Raw genomic sequence first — 15,103 nt, forward strand, 5'->3', positions numbered from 1 at the left:
CCCGGGTGTGGCCGGCCGGCCGGAGGACGAACGTCGACGTGCCCAACGGCCACGTTCCCGGGCAACGGCGCCGAGTACCCCATCCGGCGCGGGGCCATCGTCGACACCGCGGGCGGGGCCCGGATGCTCGATGGGCTGCGCGGCCATCGGCTGCCCCGCCTGGCGCGTCCCCCGGTCGTGGTGACGACGCCCGCACTCGACGGGATCGCCCACCGTGCCGCGGCCCGGGCCGCCGTGGCGGTGCTGCGGTCTGCCGAAGAAGGGAGTATCCCCATGCCCGGCGGCATCCCGCGGGCACAGCCGCCTCCCGACGATCTGCCACGCCATCCGCTCTGGCGGTTTCGCCGCAACCCGTTGCGGCGTGCCACCGATGTGGCTCAGGCGTGGATCGGCCTCGGCCTGCTGCTGGCCGTGCTCGCGGCGATGCCGGGTGCCATGTTCCTGATCGGTGACACCGCCTACCGCCACTACACGCACACGGCCCGTCAGCAGGCCGCGACCCGGTACCAGAGCACCGCGGTCCTCCTGCACGACTCGCCGAGGCACCCTGAGCCGGGCTCGGACGAGGAGAAGCGGACCCGTTACCGGGTCGAGGTCCGCTTCACCGACCGGCTCGGCCACTCCCGCACCGGGCGCGTCGATGTCCGCCCCGGACTGCCGGCGGGCAGCACCGTCCCGGTCTGGACCGGGACTCAGGGCGGGATCACGGATCCGCCGATGACCGCCGGGGAGATTCGCAGCCGCTGCATGGGCTGGGCGATCATCGCCGCCCTGGCGGTCGCCCTCGCGGGAGCCGCGGTGTACGGCGTCGCCGAGCGCGCGCTGCACCGGCGCAACCTCGCCGCCTGGGACACCGCCTGGGCGCGCACGGCTCCCCGCTGGACGACCCCCACCTGACCCCCGGCCTATTCGAACCGCCCCTCGACGACCCGCTTGGCCGCCTCGCTCTCGGCCGCGGCGGGGGACAGTTCGCTCAGTGTGTCGAGGTCCGTGTCCTCGCGCAGCTCCTCTTCCCAGGCGGCCGCGAGTCGTTCCTGTTCGTCGTGCGGCTGCTGCCGGACCTGTTCCCGGTCGTGCGGGCTCAGGGCGGCCAGGAAACGCTCCAGGGTGTCGATCGGCATCCACTTCTCCTTGATCACGGGGCGTCGGCGCCCTTGCGGACGCCGTCCCAGAGTGATCGCTGCCGACCGTCACCCGGCGGAGCCGAGGCGTGCTCCGACCCGAATGGAGCACGGCCGGGCCACCCGCCCCCGGTGCGCTCACCGCTCGGTGTGCTGCGGTCAGGGCAGGGTGTCCGGCGGATGCACGGGCGTCGGCCGCACCATGGGCGAGAACACCTGAGCACCCGTCGACCGCCTGGTCGTCCAGCCGCCCCCGGCCGCGGACATGTGTCGTGCGGCCGTACGGAGGTGAGGGCGGCGAACTCCGCTTCGGTCCGTGCGTCTCTTTCCGTGCGTGCGCCGGTCGTGGCCGCTGTGACACCGGAGTGTGTCAGGCGTCGTCCGACGTGTCGCCCTCGGTCTCGGCCGGCTCCGCGGACGTCGGCTCGGCGAGCGAGTACAGCACCGACCTCTGCTGCTTGTGCCGCTGGATGCGGCCCTTGGCGACAAGTGCCTCCAGTGTGTTGCGCACGACCTGCGGGGTCGGGGTCCGCTCGGGGTGTTCCCGGATCAGCTCGTCGCGCAACTCCTTGGCCAGACGGGGCTCGTCGTGCGCGCGGAGCAGATCGAGGAACACATCACCGAGCAGCGGCTGACGCGACGCGGCCTGCGCGGCGACGCCGTCGGCCTTCTTCTTACCGCTCTTGGCAGCGGACTTGGCAGCGGACTTGGTACCCGTCTTGGTGGCGGACTTGGGGCCGGCCACCGCACGTGCCGCACGCCCACGGCGTCGCGGCGCCGCCGGCGTCGCGGCATCGCTGTCGGTGCCGGCGTCCGTGTCGGTGGTTGCGGCGGCCGTGGCGACGGGAACCAGGGTGGGCTCGTCCTGCGCCTGCTGCGGCAGCGGCGCGGCTTCGGTCACCACGCCGTCCGACGGGGTGTCAAAACGCTCGGCGATGTTCAGGATGTCCAGCAGAAGCGCCTCCTCCTGCTTCAACGTGCTGACACGCTCGGAGAGTTCCTGCTGCCGGCGCCGGTTCTCCTGCAGATCCGAGGCGGCCTGCTCCAGATAGCGGGATCGGATCGAGGCATCGGTCGATTGGTCGGACACAATCATTCACTCCTTGAAGACGATGGGTGGTGGTGCGATGGTACCGACCCGCCGACCCGGCATGGCGAGGTGTGCCGGAGCCGGGGCGGAAACACACGTACATCGCACTCGTTCGAGCGACGTCCGGCCCGTGACAGGCATGTGCCGCAGACCGCGGGTTGCGGCGTACCGTACCCGGTCACGACTCCCGCCGACTAGGGTGTGAGCGGGCCGCGAGGGTGCCGAACTGCCGTGCGCGGCACCGCAGGTCACCTCCCGGGGGAAAGGTGTTCCACATGCGCGGAAACCTGTCACGGCTCGCCGTGGCGGTGGCCGCCGCCGTCGGTCTGTCACTCGGCACCGGCACCGCCTTCGCCACCCCGCCCGGCCCGGGTGTCACGGGCACGATCATCGCGCAGACCACGAAGGGCGGGACGGACCGCATACTCCGGCAGACAACCGTGCCGCCGGGCCGGAGCACGGGCCGGCACTGTCACGACGGGCCTCTGTACGCCTATGTGCAGCAGGGCAGGCTCAGTCATTTCGACGCCGGTTGCGCGTTTGACGGCGTCTACCGGGCCGGCAGCCGTCTCACCGAACCGTCCGGCGAGGACCACGTCCACATCGGACGCAACCTCGGCACGACCCCGGTCGTCCTGGACGTGCTGTACGTCCTGCCCCACGGGGCCCCGCTCTTTGAGGACGCCCCGAATCCCGGCTGCGACTTCGCGTAGACGTCTGCGAGGAACCGCCCGAAGACGGGTCAACCGCCCGCCACCGCAGGTGTTTTCGGCGCGGTGTCGGTAGGGCGGTCGCCGGGTGTCGCGGACCGGCTAGGCATGTCACAGGCCGCTCGGCCGGCCCTCGGCGGCCAGCCGGAGTTCGCGGCCCGGCCAGCGGCGGCGCAGCCAACGGTCGTGGCTGGCCAGGACGATCGCGCCGGGACCGGAGCCCAGCGCCTCCTCCAACTCGTCGCACAGCCGCGGCGACAGATGGTTGGTGGGCTCGTCGAGCAGCAGCAACTGCGGTGGGCGGGCCACCAGAAGAGCCAGCGCGAGCCGGCGCCGCTGACCGACGGAGAGGTGTCCCACCGGCTTGTCCAGGTCCGCCTCGTGCAGCAACTCCAGCGAGGACAGCGGGACCGCCTCCGCCCGCTCGGCGCCGAGCGACGCCTCGTAGGTGTCCCGTACGGTGCGGTCGGGCCGGTCGAAGACGGTGTCCTGTTCCAGCAGCCCCACGCTGAGACCGGGCCGCCGTACCGTGCCCCGCGCCCCGAGCCGCCCGGCGAGCACCGCCAGCAAAGTCGACTTGCCGGTGCCGTTGTCGCCGGTGACCAACAGCCGGTCGGCCGCCGACACATCGAGCCGGTGCACGGCGAGCCGGCCCGCCACCCGGACGTCACGCAACGACACCACGGTGCCCTGCGCCGACTCGCCGGCGAGCGCCCGGTGCCCGAAGCGCAGCGGCCGGGGCGGCGGGGCGACCTGGGTGCGTTCCCGTTCGTCGAGCCGCCGGGCGGCGTTGCGGACCCGGCGTGAGATCTGGCTCTGCACCCGGCCGCCCCGGTGGCCGTAGCCCATCTTCTCGTTGTCCCTGCGCCCCCGGTCCGGTGCGACGCGGTGCGCGGTGACCCCGGCCGAGCGGCGCAGCGCCGCCAACTCCTGCTGTTCCTCGGCGTATCGGCGCTCCCAGCGGTCCCGCTCGGCATGTTTCTCGGCGAGGTAGGCGGTGTAGTCGCCGCCGTAGCGGACCGGGCCGTCCACCGCGGGATCGAGGTCGATCAGGTCCGTGCACACGGCGTCGAGGAACGCCCGGTCGTGACTGGCCACCACGACTACCCCGGGCAGCTCGCGCACCTGTTCCTCCAGGAAGGCGGCGGCCCCGTCGTCCAGATGGTTGGTGGGCTCGTCCAGCAGCAGCGCGGCGGGCCGCCGGACCAGCAGCGCGGCCAGGGCCAGCCGGCCGCGCTGCCCGCCGGAGAGCGAGCCGAGCGTGCGGTCGTGCGGCACCTCGCCCAGACCGAGCCCGGTGAGCATGATCGCGGCACGCCGGTCCGCGTCCCACGCCTCGCGCTGCTGCGCCTGTTCGAGCCGTCGGCCGTACTCCTGGAGCAGATCGGCGTGGCCGGGGTGGGACGGTGGGATGTCGGCGAGCTGCCCGGTGAGGTGTTCGAGCCGCGCGAGGTCGGCACGGGCCTCGCGCAGGGCGTCGTCGAGCACACCGGCGATCGTCGACGTGGCGTCGTACGGCATCTCCTGGGGCAGATGACCCAGATCGGCGGGGCGTACGACGCTGCCGGAGTCGGGTTCGTCGGCTCCGGCGAGCAGGCCGAGCAGGGTCGACTTGCCGACGCCGTTCTCCCCGATCAGGCCGATGCGCCGGCCGGGGGAGGCGGTGAGGGAGACGCCGTCGAGCACACGGCGGCTGCCGAGGGTGTGGACGAGGTCGTGGGCGAGCAGGGCCGGCTGAGCGGACATGGGTTTCCACCGAACGTGAGGGGTGCTGGGCCCGCCGGGCTGCCGCCTCGGGCGCGGGCGTGGTCGGCACATCGGCGGGTCACACCTCGGGCGCCGCCGTCTCCACCAGCGCACCCCGCTCCAGCCGCAGCCGGCGCCGCACCCCGATCTCACGGAGGAACCGCTCGTCATGGCTGACGACCACGAACGCGCCCCGGTAGGAGGCGAGCGCGCTCTCCAACTGGCCGGTGCTGACCAGGTCCAGATTGTTGGTCGGCTCGTCCAGGAGCAGCAGATGCGGGGCCGGTTCGGCACACAGCACACAGGCCAGGGTGGCCCGTAGCCGCTCTCCGCCGGACAGCACCCCGGTCGGCAGGTGGACGCGCGCACCGCGGAACAGGAAGCGCGCGAGCAGGTTCATCCGTTCCGCGTCCGTGCGGTGCGGCGCGTACGCGGCGAAGTTCTCGGCGACGGTCCGGTCGAGGTCGAGCAGGTCGAGGCGCTGCGCGAGATGGGCGATCCGGCCGTCGGCCCGCCGGATCCGCCCGGTCTGCGCCGCCGGATCGCCGTTGATCAGCCGCAGCAGGGTGGACTTGCCCGCGCCGTTGGGCCCGGTCAGCGCGATCCGTTCGGGACCGCGGACCGTCAGGTCGATGCCGTCGCCGGCGAACAGGGCCCGCCCGTCGTGCCGGACCTGGAGGTGTTCGCCCTCGAAGACGGTGCGTCCCGCCGGCACGACGGTGTCGGGCAGATCCAGGCTGATGCGCTGCTCCTCGCGTACGGCCCGCTCCGCCTCGTCCAGCCGGGCCCTGGCCGCGCTGACCCGGGCGGCGTGCTGCCGGCCCGCGCGGCCCGCGGACTCCTGCGCGCCGCGCTTCATGTTTCCGGCGAAGATACGGGGCAGTCCCGCGTTGTTGAGGTTGCGCGCGGCGTTGCTCGCGCGCCGCTCGGCGCGCTCGCGAGCCTGCTGCATCTCCCGTTTCTCCCGCTTCAGTTCCCCTTCGGCGTTGCGGACGTACTTCTCGGCGGCCTCCCGCTCGGCCCGTACGGCTTCCTCGTACGCGGTGAAGTCGCCCCCGTACAGCCGTAGTTCACCGCTGCCGAGTTCGGCGATGCGCTGCATCCGGTCGAGCAGGGCGCGGTCGTGGCTGACCACGAGCAGACACCCGGTGAAGTCGTCGAGCACGTCGTAGAGCCGGTGCCGGGCGGCGAGATCCAGGTTGTTGGTGGGCTCGTCGAGCAGCAGCACATCGGGGCGCCTGAGCAACTGGGCGGCGAGACCCAGCGAGACGACCTGGCCGCCGCTGAGCGTGCCGAGGCCGCGGTCCAGGGCGAGGCCGGTGAGGCCGAGCCGGTCCAGTTGGGCCCGGGTGCGTTCCTCGATGTCCCAGTCGTCGCCGATGATCGTGAAGTGTTCCTCGCTCACGTCCCCGGACTCGACGGCGTCCAGGGCGCGGATCACCTCGGCGACACCCAGCACCTCGGCGACCGTCATCCCGGTGGTCAGCGGGAGGCTCTGCGGGAGGTGGCCGAGTGTGCCGGAGACAGTCAACGACCCGGAATCGGGGCGCAGTTCACCGGCGATCAGCCGGAGCAGGGTGGTCTTTCCCGAGCCGTTGGGCGCGACCAGACCGGTGCGGCCGGATTCCACGGCGAAGGACAGGCCGCGGAAGACCGGGGTGTCGTCGGGCCAGGAGAAGGACAGCTCGGAGCAGACGACGCGGGCGTCGGACATGAAGGGACCTCGGAGAAGGACGGGGCAGGGGCAGAGCGCTGCCCGGGCAGACAGGGGAAGAAGGCGACGACGACCGGGCCACGACGGCGGCGCTCCACGGCGCCGGCCGGTGGCCGATCAGCTCCGGGTATCACCCGGAGATGTCGTCGTCACCTGCCATGTCTGGTTTCCTCCGAAACGGTCAAAGGTCCGGCCGAGTGTAGCAGCCCCCGTGTGCGCGCCTCGCGTCCTTGCGGCCCGTCCGGTGCCGCGCGCCCGGGGGGAATATCCTGCGAGACACCGGAGGTTCGCAGGGACGACCACGGCGGACGGCCGGGACCCGCGCGTGGCGTGCGGCACGGGCGGGGAGCGGCGCGCCGGAGTTCCGGACGCTGAAGAAGGGTGACGTGTGATGAGCGAGAACGAGCAGAAGGCCCTGCTGGCCGGTGGCTGCTTCTGGGGCATGCAGGAACTGATCCGCAGGCAGCCGGGAGTCCTGACGACACGGGTGGGCTACAGCGGCGGCGAGGTGTCCCGTCCGACCTACCGCAACCACGGAAACCACGCCGAGTCGATTGAGATCACCTTCGATCCCACGGTGACCGACTACCGCACCATCCTGGAGTACTTCTTCCAGATCCATGACCCGACCACGAAGGACCGGCAGGGCAACGACGTGGGTGCCAGCTACCGCTCCGCCATCTTCTACCTGGACGACCAGCAGCGGCGGATCGCCGAGGACACCATCGCCGATGTCGAGGCGTCCGGTCTGTGGCCGGGCCCGGTGGTGACCGAGGTGGTGCAGGCAGGCCCGTTCTGGGAGGCCGAGCCGGAGCACCAGGACTACCTGCAGCGCTACCCCAACGGCTATACCTGCCACTTCCCGCGCCCCGACTGGCGGCTGCCCAAGCGCGCCGCGTGAGCGCGGCGGCGCCGCCCGGGCCGCCGCGGCGCGGGTGATGCCGCGCCGCCGGCGCGCTCCCCGGCGATCACGGCCGTGCCGGTCCGGCCGCCGTCGACGTCCACCACCGTCCCGTGCACGAACGCGGCCTCGTCGGCGGCCGGCCGGACGGCGGCCCGGGCGATGTCCTGGGCCGGGCGCCTGCGCCCGGGTCGGCGTCCGGCGGGTGGATCAGTCGCGGACGCGCAGCACGAGCTTGCCGCGCAACCGCTCCGTCTCCATACGGCGGTGGGCCTCGGCCGCCGCGCTCAGCGGCAGCGTCTCGACGGCGCGGGGCCGCAGCCGGCCCGCGCTCAGAAGCATGTTGATGTGGTGCGCGGCCCCGGCGAGCTGCGTGGTGTCGGCATGGGAGATGGCGAACCCGTGCAGTGAGCGGTCCTTGACGTACAGGTCCCGCACCGGCAGGACGGGCCGGGACCGCAGACCGGACATGACGACGATCCGCCCGCAGTCGGCGAGCAGACCCACGGAAGTCTCCAGGTCGTTGCGGCCGGAGGTGTCGACATGGAGGTCGATCCCGTCGGGCGCGGCCTCCCTGATCAGGGCGCCCGTGTCCGGACGGTGGTAGTCGATGACCTGATCGGCACCCAGGGAGCGGACGTAGGCCGCGTCACGGCCGGCGGCGACGGCGATGACCCGGGCGCCGGCGTGCGCCGCCATTGTGACGAGGGCGCTTCCCACATTGCCCGCGGCGCCCAGCACGGCGACGGTCTCCCCGCACCGCAGTTGCCCGTGGGTGAACAGGGCGAGGTGCGCCGTGGCCGCCGCGTGGGCCAGCGCGACGGCCTCGATCGGGTCCGCGCCTTGTGGCAGGCGGTAGAGCCGGTCGGCGGGCACGACCGCCTGCTCCGCGGCTGCGCCCTGCCGGCCCGCGTGCCCGAGGCTGTTGCACCAGACCCGGTCCCCGGGCCGGAAGCCGTGGGTCGCGGGCCCGGCGGCGGCCACGGTGCCCACCAGGTCACGGCCGATGACGAAGGGGAAGGGCAGGGCAGTGGCGTACGCCCCCGAGCGGACGAGGGCGTCGACGGGGTTGACCGCGCTGGCCTCGACATCGACGAGCACGTCATGGGGGCCGGGTGCGGGCGGCGGCAGTTCGCCGTGGCGGATGGCGTCCGGTGGGCCGAGTCCGGTGATGTAGGCGGCACGCATGGACACCGACTGTGGCACGCGAAGGCCGCCCGGGCCGCCGGGCGCGCGCGTAGCGGTGGGACGGTACGCCGAAACGGCACTGCCGCCCGGGCCGTGTGCCCGGGTCGTGTGTCCGGCCCGCCTCGGAGGATCGCGACCGATGTCGATCGGTCGGCGCCGACGCGTGGGGCCGGCCGGCGGGGCGGGACTGGGCGGACGTCCGACGGGGAAAGAGCAGTCCGGACAAGGGCGCCGCGGTTCGGCCGGTGGGAGGCCGCGGGGGCATGACTCGGGGGAGGAGCGCCGCGATGGGCTGGGGGACGAGTGCGCAGGAGGCGGACCGGGCTGCGCGGGACCGGGCGTTCGAGGCGGCCGCGCATCAGGGGCTGGGGGAACATGTGACCACCGTGAACCTGGGCAGCCGGATCCGCGGACTGGGGTGTGTGTCGGCCATGGTCGGGTTGGTGCTGCTGCCGCCGGGCATCGGCCTGCTGTCGGGCCCGGGCGGAGCGACGACGAAGACGGTAGCCGTGATGCTCGTCGTCCTGGGTATCGCCCTGCCCGTCTGCGGCCTTCGGGTCGAGGGCCGGCTCACCCACCGGGACACCCGGCTGTATGTCTTCGACCGCGGTCTCGTCGTCACCGATCACGACCGCATCGTGCCGTGCGCCTGGCCGGACCTGCGGATCGAGGAACGCACGGTGCACGGCACCTACGGCAGCGCCGGACATGGTTACACCGCGCACTGGCTCCACCTGTCCGCGTACGGCGTCCCCCTGTGCCGACTGAACGCGAACAACTCCGCCGCCCGGCACATCCCGCGCTCCGCCTCGGACGCGGGCCTGTCCTAGCCGTGCCGTATCCGACCGGGCACGTCAACCGGGTCTTCTGCGGCGTCCGTTGGCTGTGACGTCGGTCGAGGGCCCGCTGGGGGAGCGGAGCGGCGGGGTGTCGCGCGGCAAGGTGGCGGCAACGATCTGGTGCGACCTCGTGAGGTATGCCATCGAAGGGCGGCCGGCCGGGGCGGTGAACCGACGCGCCGGGGTGGGACGGAAGACACCCACCTCCGCGGCCGGGCGGTCGTTGCTCCACGGGGCGGCCGGGTTCCCACCCGGCGCCCGCAGGGCCGCGGCCGTCATCGGATCGCCCAGTACGGGGCCGGGCTCCGCTGGTGCCTCCGTCATCCAGGAACGGATGATGTGGACGAGCGGAAGGCCGAGCAGGCTCGGGAGCGCGACACAGGAGCCGGGCCGCCGGGCCCGGACCAAACGGTGGCCGGTCGCCGCCGGGTACTCCAACGGGCAGCCGATGAACGGGAACTGCTCGTCCCCGCGTACTTCGGCGGTGCGGGTGAGGTGGAAGTCCGCCAGGACAGCGGCGGGTTCGCCCTCGGCCCGTGGGCGACATCCCGTCCGAAGAAGGCGACGCCGGTCGGTGAGTGAGCCTTCGACATGTGTGTGGCGCCGGGGCCGGGTTTCCCGAAGGACAAGCGCTCCCCCGGCCGTCGCCTACTTGCTCTGGAGCTTCCCGAGCGGGTTGGGGTCTTCCTCCAGCGCGGTGGCCGCCGCCTTCCAGGCGGTGTCCTCGGGGTAGAGGGCGCTGCGCAGGAAGGCCCAGGTGAGCTGCTGGATCAGAGCGACGCGCGCGGGATGCTCGTCCGTCGTCTCGGCGGCCTCGTACCCCGGGATGCCGCCGAGCGAGTGCTCCGCGCCGAACAGCGTGAGCAGGCTCTTGTCGCCCGGGCTGTAGGTGTAGGGGTCGGTGAACCAGTCCGGTCCGCGAGTGGAGAGATGGGACTGGTCGTGGTCCCCGGCGACGATGAGAGCCGGGGCGGTCATGGTGTCGAAGGACGGCTTCATGAAGGGGAAGTTCTCGGCGGCGAACGGGGTCAGGTCGTCGCCCAGGCCGATCAGGGCGAGCAGCACACCCGCCGTGACCCGGGGGTCGGACAGGTCCTCGCCGGGAACGCCGTCGGAGCCGAGGACTCGCGCGCCCAGCAGTGTGCTCGCCGTCTGGGCTCCCCAGGAGTGGCCGGCCACGGCGATGCGGCTGCGGTCCAGGCGCCCGCCGAGGCCCGGCACGGAGGCTTCCAGAACGTCGAGGCCGTCCAGTACGCGCTTGAGGTCATCGATACGAATGCGCCAGATCCGCGGTGTGCGGGGGTCCTCGGCGGGGATGCCGAGCGTCCGGGAGTCGAGGTGGGTGGGCTGCACGACCACGAAGCCGTGAGCGGCCCAGAAGTCGGCCAGCGGCGCGTAGCCGTCCATCGACCAGCCGAAGCCGTGCGAGAAGACGATGACGGGCAGATCGGTGCCGGTCGCGGGGGCGGACACACGGACCTGGAGGTCCTCACCGCGGCCCGGGGCGGGCAGGACGACCGGCCTCGCGGATATCACCGTGGTGGGCGCATCCGCGCCCTTCGGCGGGTTCGTGGTGTTCGAGTCGGACATGGACGTGCCTTCCGTTCGGTAGCGGAACCTCGTTCCGCAAAGGAACGATACGGAACCGCGTTCCGATTCGTCAAGCGGTGCGGGAAGGTGTCACGGTCCTGTGTGAGCTTGCTCAGATCCCCTTGCACACCCAGGAGTTGACGGCTCATCAGGGACTGAGAGGTTCCTCCTGCCCGGCCCTGGAGCAAGGCGTGGCATGAGCGCGGCGGAGCATGAGGAACGTGCCGCGCCGCGCCGGGAGTTCGTCGCCCAGGGCCCGGCCCCGCCGCGCCCGGTCAGGCCCCGCAGGTCAGCGCACAGGCGATACGACGCGCGCCCCTGTCCCGCCGCGCCCGGTCAGGTCGCCCGACCCGATCGGGCGCAGGAGCCCACCACTGCGACCCGCAGAATGGTTGCGGACATGTCAAGCAGCGCCTACGGTTTACGCGCCTCAACCAGCCCTTCCGGCAGAGAAGTCGAAGCTCCCCGATCCCCGGGAACCCAGCAGAGGAGATCCTCATGGACACGCGACGTACCCCCGGCCGGGCCCTGGACCGGCGCGCCCTGCTGCGCGGCGCGGCGGGCATGACCGCGGCGGCGGGCATCGCGACGGTCGCCGGCGTCGGCTCGGCGGGCCGGGCCTTCGCCTACGGCTGGAGCCGCACCCTCCAGCAGGGCGCCTCCGGCGCGGACGTGACCGAACTGCAGATCCGCGTCGGCGGCTGGGCCGCCGCCGGTGCCCAGCAGACGTACGTCCCGTGGGACGGGGCGTTCGGCGCCGGCACCGACGGCGCGGTCAGACGCTTCCAGTCCGCGTACGGCCTGACCGCCGACGGCGTCGTCGGACCGCAGACCCAGAGCGTGCTCAACGGCCTGGAGAGCGCCGACGGCTCCACGGCCCACTTCGAATGGAGCGAGTTCTCCTCCAAGGACGGCTCCGGCTTCGCCAACGGCAAGGTGGACTCCGCACAGGTCAAGGAGAATGTGCGACGGCTGATGTACAAGCTGGAAGCCGTGCGCAAGAAGGCCGGGGACAGCGCCGTCACCATCAACTCCGGCTTCCGCAGCGTCGCGCACAACGCCTCCGTGGGCGGCGCGTCCAACAGCATGCATGTCTACGGCGTCGCCGCCGACATCGTCGTCACGGGTCACACCACGCTCCAGGTGTACCGGATCGCCGAGACCTGCGGGTTCTCCGGCCTGGAGGCGTACACCCACTCCTGGCAGCACGTCGACAGCCGGGTCCAGTACTCCTCGTACGGCTCGGGGTCGTGGTGGTGGGAGAGCGGCGTGGTGTGACCCCCGTGCGCCGACCGCCGGCGCCGGCCTGCCCCCACGGGGCGGTCCGGCGCCGTTTGCGTTGCCTCTCGCAAAGGCCGCGGGCCGGTGCCCGCCGGTTCCGGACCGGCCCGAACGGCCCGCCATCCGGGTGATCTACGCCGCGTACCCGGCAGCCCGGGTCGCCAGGAAACACAAGGTCGGCGCGGGTTGCCGGGCCGTCATGGGCCTCGGGCGGAGTGGCAGCCCGACGGTGGCCGACCGAAACTGGCAGAGCGGTTCGTGATCAGGAAAGTGCGCAGGCAAACGTCCTCCAGGAGGTCGATGGTGGAGCAGTCCGCCGACGTCTACATATCCGGGCCGGACGAAGCACCCGCAGCCGGGGGCACCGGCGCGAGGCCGGCGAGTACCGAAACCGAGCGAGGACTCGCCGAAGTCCTGGCCGATGTACTGAAAGCGGAACGCGTCGCAGTCGACAGTCACTTCTTCGACGACCTCGGCGCCAACTCATTGGTCATGGCACAGTTCTGCGCCCGGCTCAGAAAGCGCACGGACCTGCCGTCACCGTCCATGAAGGACATCTACCGCAGCCCGACGGTCCGGGGCCTCGCGGCGGCGCTGGCGCAGGCCGCGCCCGGTCCGGCCGGGGTGTCCCGGCCGGCCGGGACGGCACCGCCGGCGCCCGCGGGCCCGCAACCCGTGCCGGCCGCGCCCCCCAGGGCGAGACACGTCCTGTGCGGCACCGCCCAACTCCTCATCTTCCTGGGCTACTCGTTCGGCGCCGGACTCGTCACCGCCCGGGGCTTCGAGTGGGTCGCCGCCGGCTCCGGTCTCGTCGACGTCTATCTGCGGTCGCTGCTCTTCGGCGGCCTCGGCTTCACGGGACTGTGTCTGTTCCCGGTCGTCGCCAAATGGCTGCTCGTCGGCCGTTGGAAGCCCGGGGAATTCCCCGTCTGGGGCCTTGCCTATCTGCGCTTCTGGCTCGTCAAGGTACTGCTGCACGCCAACCCGATGATCCTGTTCATCGGCAACCCGTTGTACGTGCTCTATCTGCGGGCCCTCGGCGCGCGCGTCGGCAGGGGTGTCACGATCCTCTCGCACTCCTTCCCGGTCTGCACCGATCTGCTGACGATCGGCGACGGCGCGGTGATCCGCAAGGACGCCTACTTCCAGTGCTATCGGGCGCACGCCGGTCGTATCCAGACCGGCCGGGTCACCCTCGGCCGTGATGCCTTCGTCGGTGAGAAGACCGTGCTGGACATCGACACCTCGATGGGCGACGGGGCGCAGCTCGGTCACGCCTCCGCCCTCTACCGCGGCCAGCACATCCCGGACGGCGCACGCTGGCACGGCTCCCCGGCCCAGCCCACCGAGACCGACTATCTGCGGGTTCCGCCGGCCCGGTGCGGCGCACTGCGCCGGGCCTGGTTCGGCCTCGGCGCCCTGCTCCAGCTGTACTTCCTCTACCTGCCGCTGTTCATGGGCGGCACCTACCTGCTGTTCACCGGTGTGCCGGCGATCGGTGACCGGCTGACGACGGACTCCACCGGGCTCTCCTCGGCGGCCCTGTTCACCGACGCGCTGGTGCTGTCCCTCGTGCTGTTCTTCGGCCTCACGGCCGTGGGCCTGGTGGTGCTGTACGTCGTGCCCCGGCTGCTGAACCTGCTCATCGAGCCCGGCCGGGTCTACCCGCTCTACGGATTCCACTACGTGGTGCACCGGGCGATCGCCCGTATGACGAACGTCAAGTTCTTCGCCTGGCTCTTCGGTGACAGCTCCTACGTCGTGCACTACCTGCGCGGGATCGGCTACAACCTCAACCAGGTGGAGCAGACCGGCTCCAACTTCGGCTCCGAGTTCCAGCACGAGACACCGTTCCTCGTCTCCATCGGCAGCGGCACGATGGTGGCCGACGGGCTGTCCGTGCTGAACGCCGAATACTCCAGCACCTCCTTCCGGGTGGCGAAGGCGTCCATCGGGCCGCGCAACTTCCTCGGCAACAACATCGCCTACCCCGCCGGCGGCCGGACGGGCGAGAACTGCCTGCTCGCGACGAAGGTGATGGTTCCTCTCGACGGCGAGATACGCGAGGGCGTGGGCCTCCTCGGCTCCCCGTGCTTCGAGATCCCCCGCTCGGTGGAACGGGACACCCGCTTCGACCACTTGAGGACCGGCGAGACCCAGCGGCGTCTGCTCGCCGCGAAGAACCGCCACAACCTCGGCACGATGGCCCTGATGATGGGCGTCCGCTGGCTGCACGCCTACCTGCTCACGGTCATCGGTCTGGCCGCCGTCGACCTGTACGGCGTGGCCGGATACGTGGTGATCGCCGGATACCTGGCCATCACCCTCGCCGTCACCACCCTCCACTACGTCCTGGCGGAGCGCGTCATCGCCCGGTTCCGCCCGCTGCAACCGCGGCTGTGCTCCATCTACGACCCGTACTTCTGGTGGCACGAACGCCTGTGGAAGGTTCCGGACCAGTACCTCGACATCTTCAACGGGACACCTTTCAAGACCCTTGTGTGGCGGATGCTCGGCGTCCGCGTGGGCCGCGCGGTCTTCGACGACGGCTGCTTCATCACGGAGCGGACGCTCGCCGCCATCGGCGACGGCTGCACCCTGAACGCCGGCACCAAGATCCAGTGCCACTCGCAGGAGGACGGCACCTTCAAGTCCGACCGCTCGACGCTCGGCGAGGGCTGCACGCTCGGTGTCTCCGCCCATGTGCACTACGGCGTGACCATGGGCGACGGCGCGGTGCTGGCGCCCGACTCGTTCCTCATGAAGGGCGAGGAAGTCCCCGCCCACGCGCAGTGGGGCGGGAACCCCGCCGCCGATCTGCCGGTCGCCCCCGAGCCTTCCTCGGGCCCCGGCGCGCCGACGGCGGCCCAGACAACGGCAATGTCGTCGGTCAACGGCGCCACCGCGACGGTGAGTTGAGGAA

Annotated in this window: 12 protein-coding genes and 3 pseudogenes; 7 read left to right on the forward strand and 8 right to left on the reverse strand. The window is 72.0% G+C overall.

The features are described from left to right. Nucleotides 1–123 precede the first annotated feature (123 nt). A complete protein-coding gene (locus ABT245_RS23085) occupies nt 124–897 on the forward strand; it encodes an Rv1733c family protein (protein ID WP_502982172.1) in 774 nt (257 codons plus the stop codon). Nucleotides 898–905: 8 nt separating this feature from the next. On the opposite strand, the gene ABT245_RS23090 is transcribed toward ABT245_RS23085, so the two are convergent. Then, nucleotides 906–1,121, reverse strand: coding sequence for a hypothetical protein (locus ABT245_RS23090; RefSeq protein WP_351736442.1), 216 nt, complete (start codon nt 1,119–1,121; stop codon nt 906–908). A gap of 370 nt (nt 1,122–1,491) precedes the next feature. Continuing rightward, nucleotides 1,492–2,211: a hypothetical protein gene (locus ABT245_RS23095; RefSeq protein WP_351736444.1), complete on the reverse strand. Its 720-nt coding sequence runs from the start codon at nt 2,209–2,211 to the stop codon at nt 1,492–1,494. A gap of 275 nt (nt 2,212–2,486) precedes the next feature. Here ABT245_RS23095 and ABT245_RS23100 point away from each other — a divergent pair, with 275 nt between their 5' ends. Then, nucleotides 2,487–2,924, forward strand: a complete 438-nt coding sequence (locus ABT245_RS23100) for a cupin domain-containing protein (protein ID WP_351736446.1) — start codon at nt 2,487–2,489, stop codon at nt 2,922–2,924. A 108-nt stretch (nt 2,925–3,032) separates the two neighbouring features. Here ABT245_RS23100 and ABT245_RS23105 read toward each other — a convergent pair whose 3' ends face one another. Together ABT245_RS23105 and ABT245_RS23110 are read right to left on the reverse strand one after the other, a co-directional pair. Beyond that, nucleotides 3,033–4,667, reverse strand: coding sequence for an ABC-F family ATP-binding cassette domain-containing protein (locus ABT245_RS23105; protein WP_351736448.1), 1,635 nt, complete (start codon nt 4,665–4,667; stop codon nt 3,033–3,035). 79 nt (nt 4,668–4,746) lie between these two features. Beyond that, nucleotides 4,747–6,381 (reverse strand): ABC-F family ATP-binding cassette domain-containing protein, encoded by a 1,635-nt coding sequence (locus tag ABT245_RS23110; protein ID WP_351736450.1) that lies wholly within the window; start codon nt 6,379–6,381, stop codon nt 4,747–4,749. A 391-nt stretch (nt 6,382–6,772) separates the two neighbouring features. Here ABT245_RS23110 and msrA point away from each other — a divergent pair, with 391 nt between their 5' ends. After that, complete coding sequence (gene msrA, locus ABT245_RS23115) at nt 6,773–7,282, forward strand: peptide-methionine (S)-S-oxide reductase MsrA (RefSeq protein WP_351736452.1); 510 nt, start codon at nt 6,773–6,775, stop codon at nt 7,280–7,282. 59 nt (nt 7,283–7,341) lie between these two features. Here msrA and ABT245_RS23120 read toward each other — a convergent pair. Further along, nucleotides 7,342–7,446 (reverse strand): annotated as a pseudogene (locus tag ABT245_RS23120) (short-chain dehydrogenase); the annotation flags it as partial. A gap of 46 nt (nt 7,447–7,492) precedes the next feature. Continuing rightward, nucleotides 7,493–8,470 (reverse strand): NADPH:quinone reductase, encoded by a 978-nt coding sequence (locus ABT245_RS23125; RefSeq protein WP_351736454.1) that lies wholly within the window; start codon nt 8,468–8,470, stop codon nt 7,493–7,495. Between the two features lie 287 nt (nt 8,471–8,757). Between ABT245_RS23125 and ABT245_RS23130 the strand changes: the two genes are divergently transcribed. Beyond that, entirely contained in the window at nt 8,758–9,300 is a 543-nt protein-coding gene (locus ABT245_RS23130; protein WP_351736456.1) for a hypothetical protein, read from the forward strand. A 96-nt stretch (nt 9,301–9,396) separates the two neighbouring features. Here the strand turns inward: ABT245_RS23130 and ABT245_RS46145 are convergent. Next, nucleotides 9,397–9,705, reverse strand: a pseudogene (locus tag ABT245_RS46145) (AraC family transcriptional regulator); the annotation flags it as partial. A 3-nt stretch (nt 9,706–9,708) separates the two neighbouring features. Here ABT245_RS46145 and ABT245_RS23135 point away from each other — a divergent pair. Next, nucleotides 9,709–9,891 (forward strand): annotated as a pseudogene (locus ABT245_RS23135) (MBL fold metallo-hydrolase); the annotation flags it as partial. 66 nt (nt 9,892–9,957) lie between these two features. On the opposite strand, the gene ABT245_RS23140 reads toward ABT245_RS23135, so the two are convergent. Beyond that, nucleotides 9,958–10,899 (reverse strand): alpha/beta hydrolase family protein, encoded by a 942-nt coding sequence (locus ABT245_RS23140; RefSeq protein ID WP_351736458.1) that lies wholly within the window; start codon nt 10,897–10,899, stop codon nt 9,958–9,960. Nucleotides 10,900–11,397: 498 nt separating this feature from the next. Between ABT245_RS23140 and ABT245_RS23145 the strand changes: the two genes are divergently transcribed. Further along, entirely contained in the window at nt 11,398–12,177 is a 780-nt protein-coding gene (locus ABT245_RS23145; RefSeq protein WP_351736460.1) for a D-Ala-D-Ala carboxypeptidase family metallohydrolase, read from the forward strand. Between the two features lie 303 nt (nt 12,178–12,480). Further along, nucleotides 12,481–15,099 carry a Pls/PosA family non-ribosomal peptide synthetase gene (locus tag ABT245_RS23150; protein WP_351736462.1) on the forward strand — a complete coding sequence of 873 codons (2,619 nt, stop codon included), beginning with the start codon at nt 12,481–12,483 and terminating at the stop codon, nt 15,097–15,099. The last annotated feature ends 4 nt before the right edge of the window (nt 15,100–15,103 follow it).

The sequence above is a fragment of the Streptomyces sp. NPDC001508 genome, from assembly GCF_040298665.1.
In the GTDB taxonomy this organism is placed as follows: domain Bacteria; phylum Actinomycetota; class Actinomycetes; order Streptomycetales; family Streptomycetaceae; genus Streptomyces.

Bases quoted from the DNA above. Each gene is read 5' to 3' on its own strand.
- ABT245_RS23085 (WP_502982172.1), top strand. From the start codon at position 124: ATGCTCGATGGGCTGCGCGGCCATCGGCTGCCCCGCCTGGCGCGTCCC.
- ABT245_RS23090 (WP_351736442.1), bottom strand. From the start codon at position 1,121: ATGCCGATCGACACCCTGGAGCGTTTCCTGGCCGCCCTGAGCCCGCAC.
- ABT245_RS23100 (WP_351736446.1), top strand. From the start codon at position 2,487: ATGCGCGGAAACCTGTCACGGCTCGCCGTGGCGGTGGCCGCCGCCGTC.
- ABT245_RS23105 (WP_351736448.1), bottom strand. From the start codon at position 4,667: ATGTCCGCTCAGCCGGCCCTGCTCGCCCACGACCTCGTCCACACCCTC.
- ABT245_RS23110 (WP_351736450.1), bottom strand. From the start codon at position 6,381: ATGTCCGACGCCCGCGTCGTCTGCTCCGAGCTGTCCTTCTCCTGGCCC.
- msrA (WP_351736452.1), top strand. From the start codon at position 6,773: ATGAGCGAGAACGAGCAGAAGGCCCTGCTGGCCGGTGGCTGCTTCTGG.
- ABT245_RS23125 (WP_351736454.1), bottom strand. From the start codon at position 8,470: ATGCGTGCCGCCTACATCACCGGACTCGGCCCACCGGACGCCATCCGC.
- ABT245_RS23130 (WP_351736456.1), top strand. From the start codon at position 8,758: ATGGGCTGGGGGACGAGTGCGCAGGAGGCGGACCGGGCTGCGCGGGAC.
- ABT245_RS23140 (WP_351736458.1), bottom strand. From the start codon at position 10,899: ATGTCCGACTCGAACACCACGAACCCGCCGAAGGGCGCGGATGCGCCC.
- ABT245_RS23145 (WP_351736460.1), top strand. From the start codon at position 11,398: ATGGACACGCGACGTACCCCCGGCCGGGCCCTGGACCGGCGCGCCCTG.
- ABT245_RS23150 (WP_351736462.1), top strand. From the start codon at position 12,481: ATGGTGGAGCAGTCCGCCGACGTCTACATATCCGGGCCGGACGAAGCA.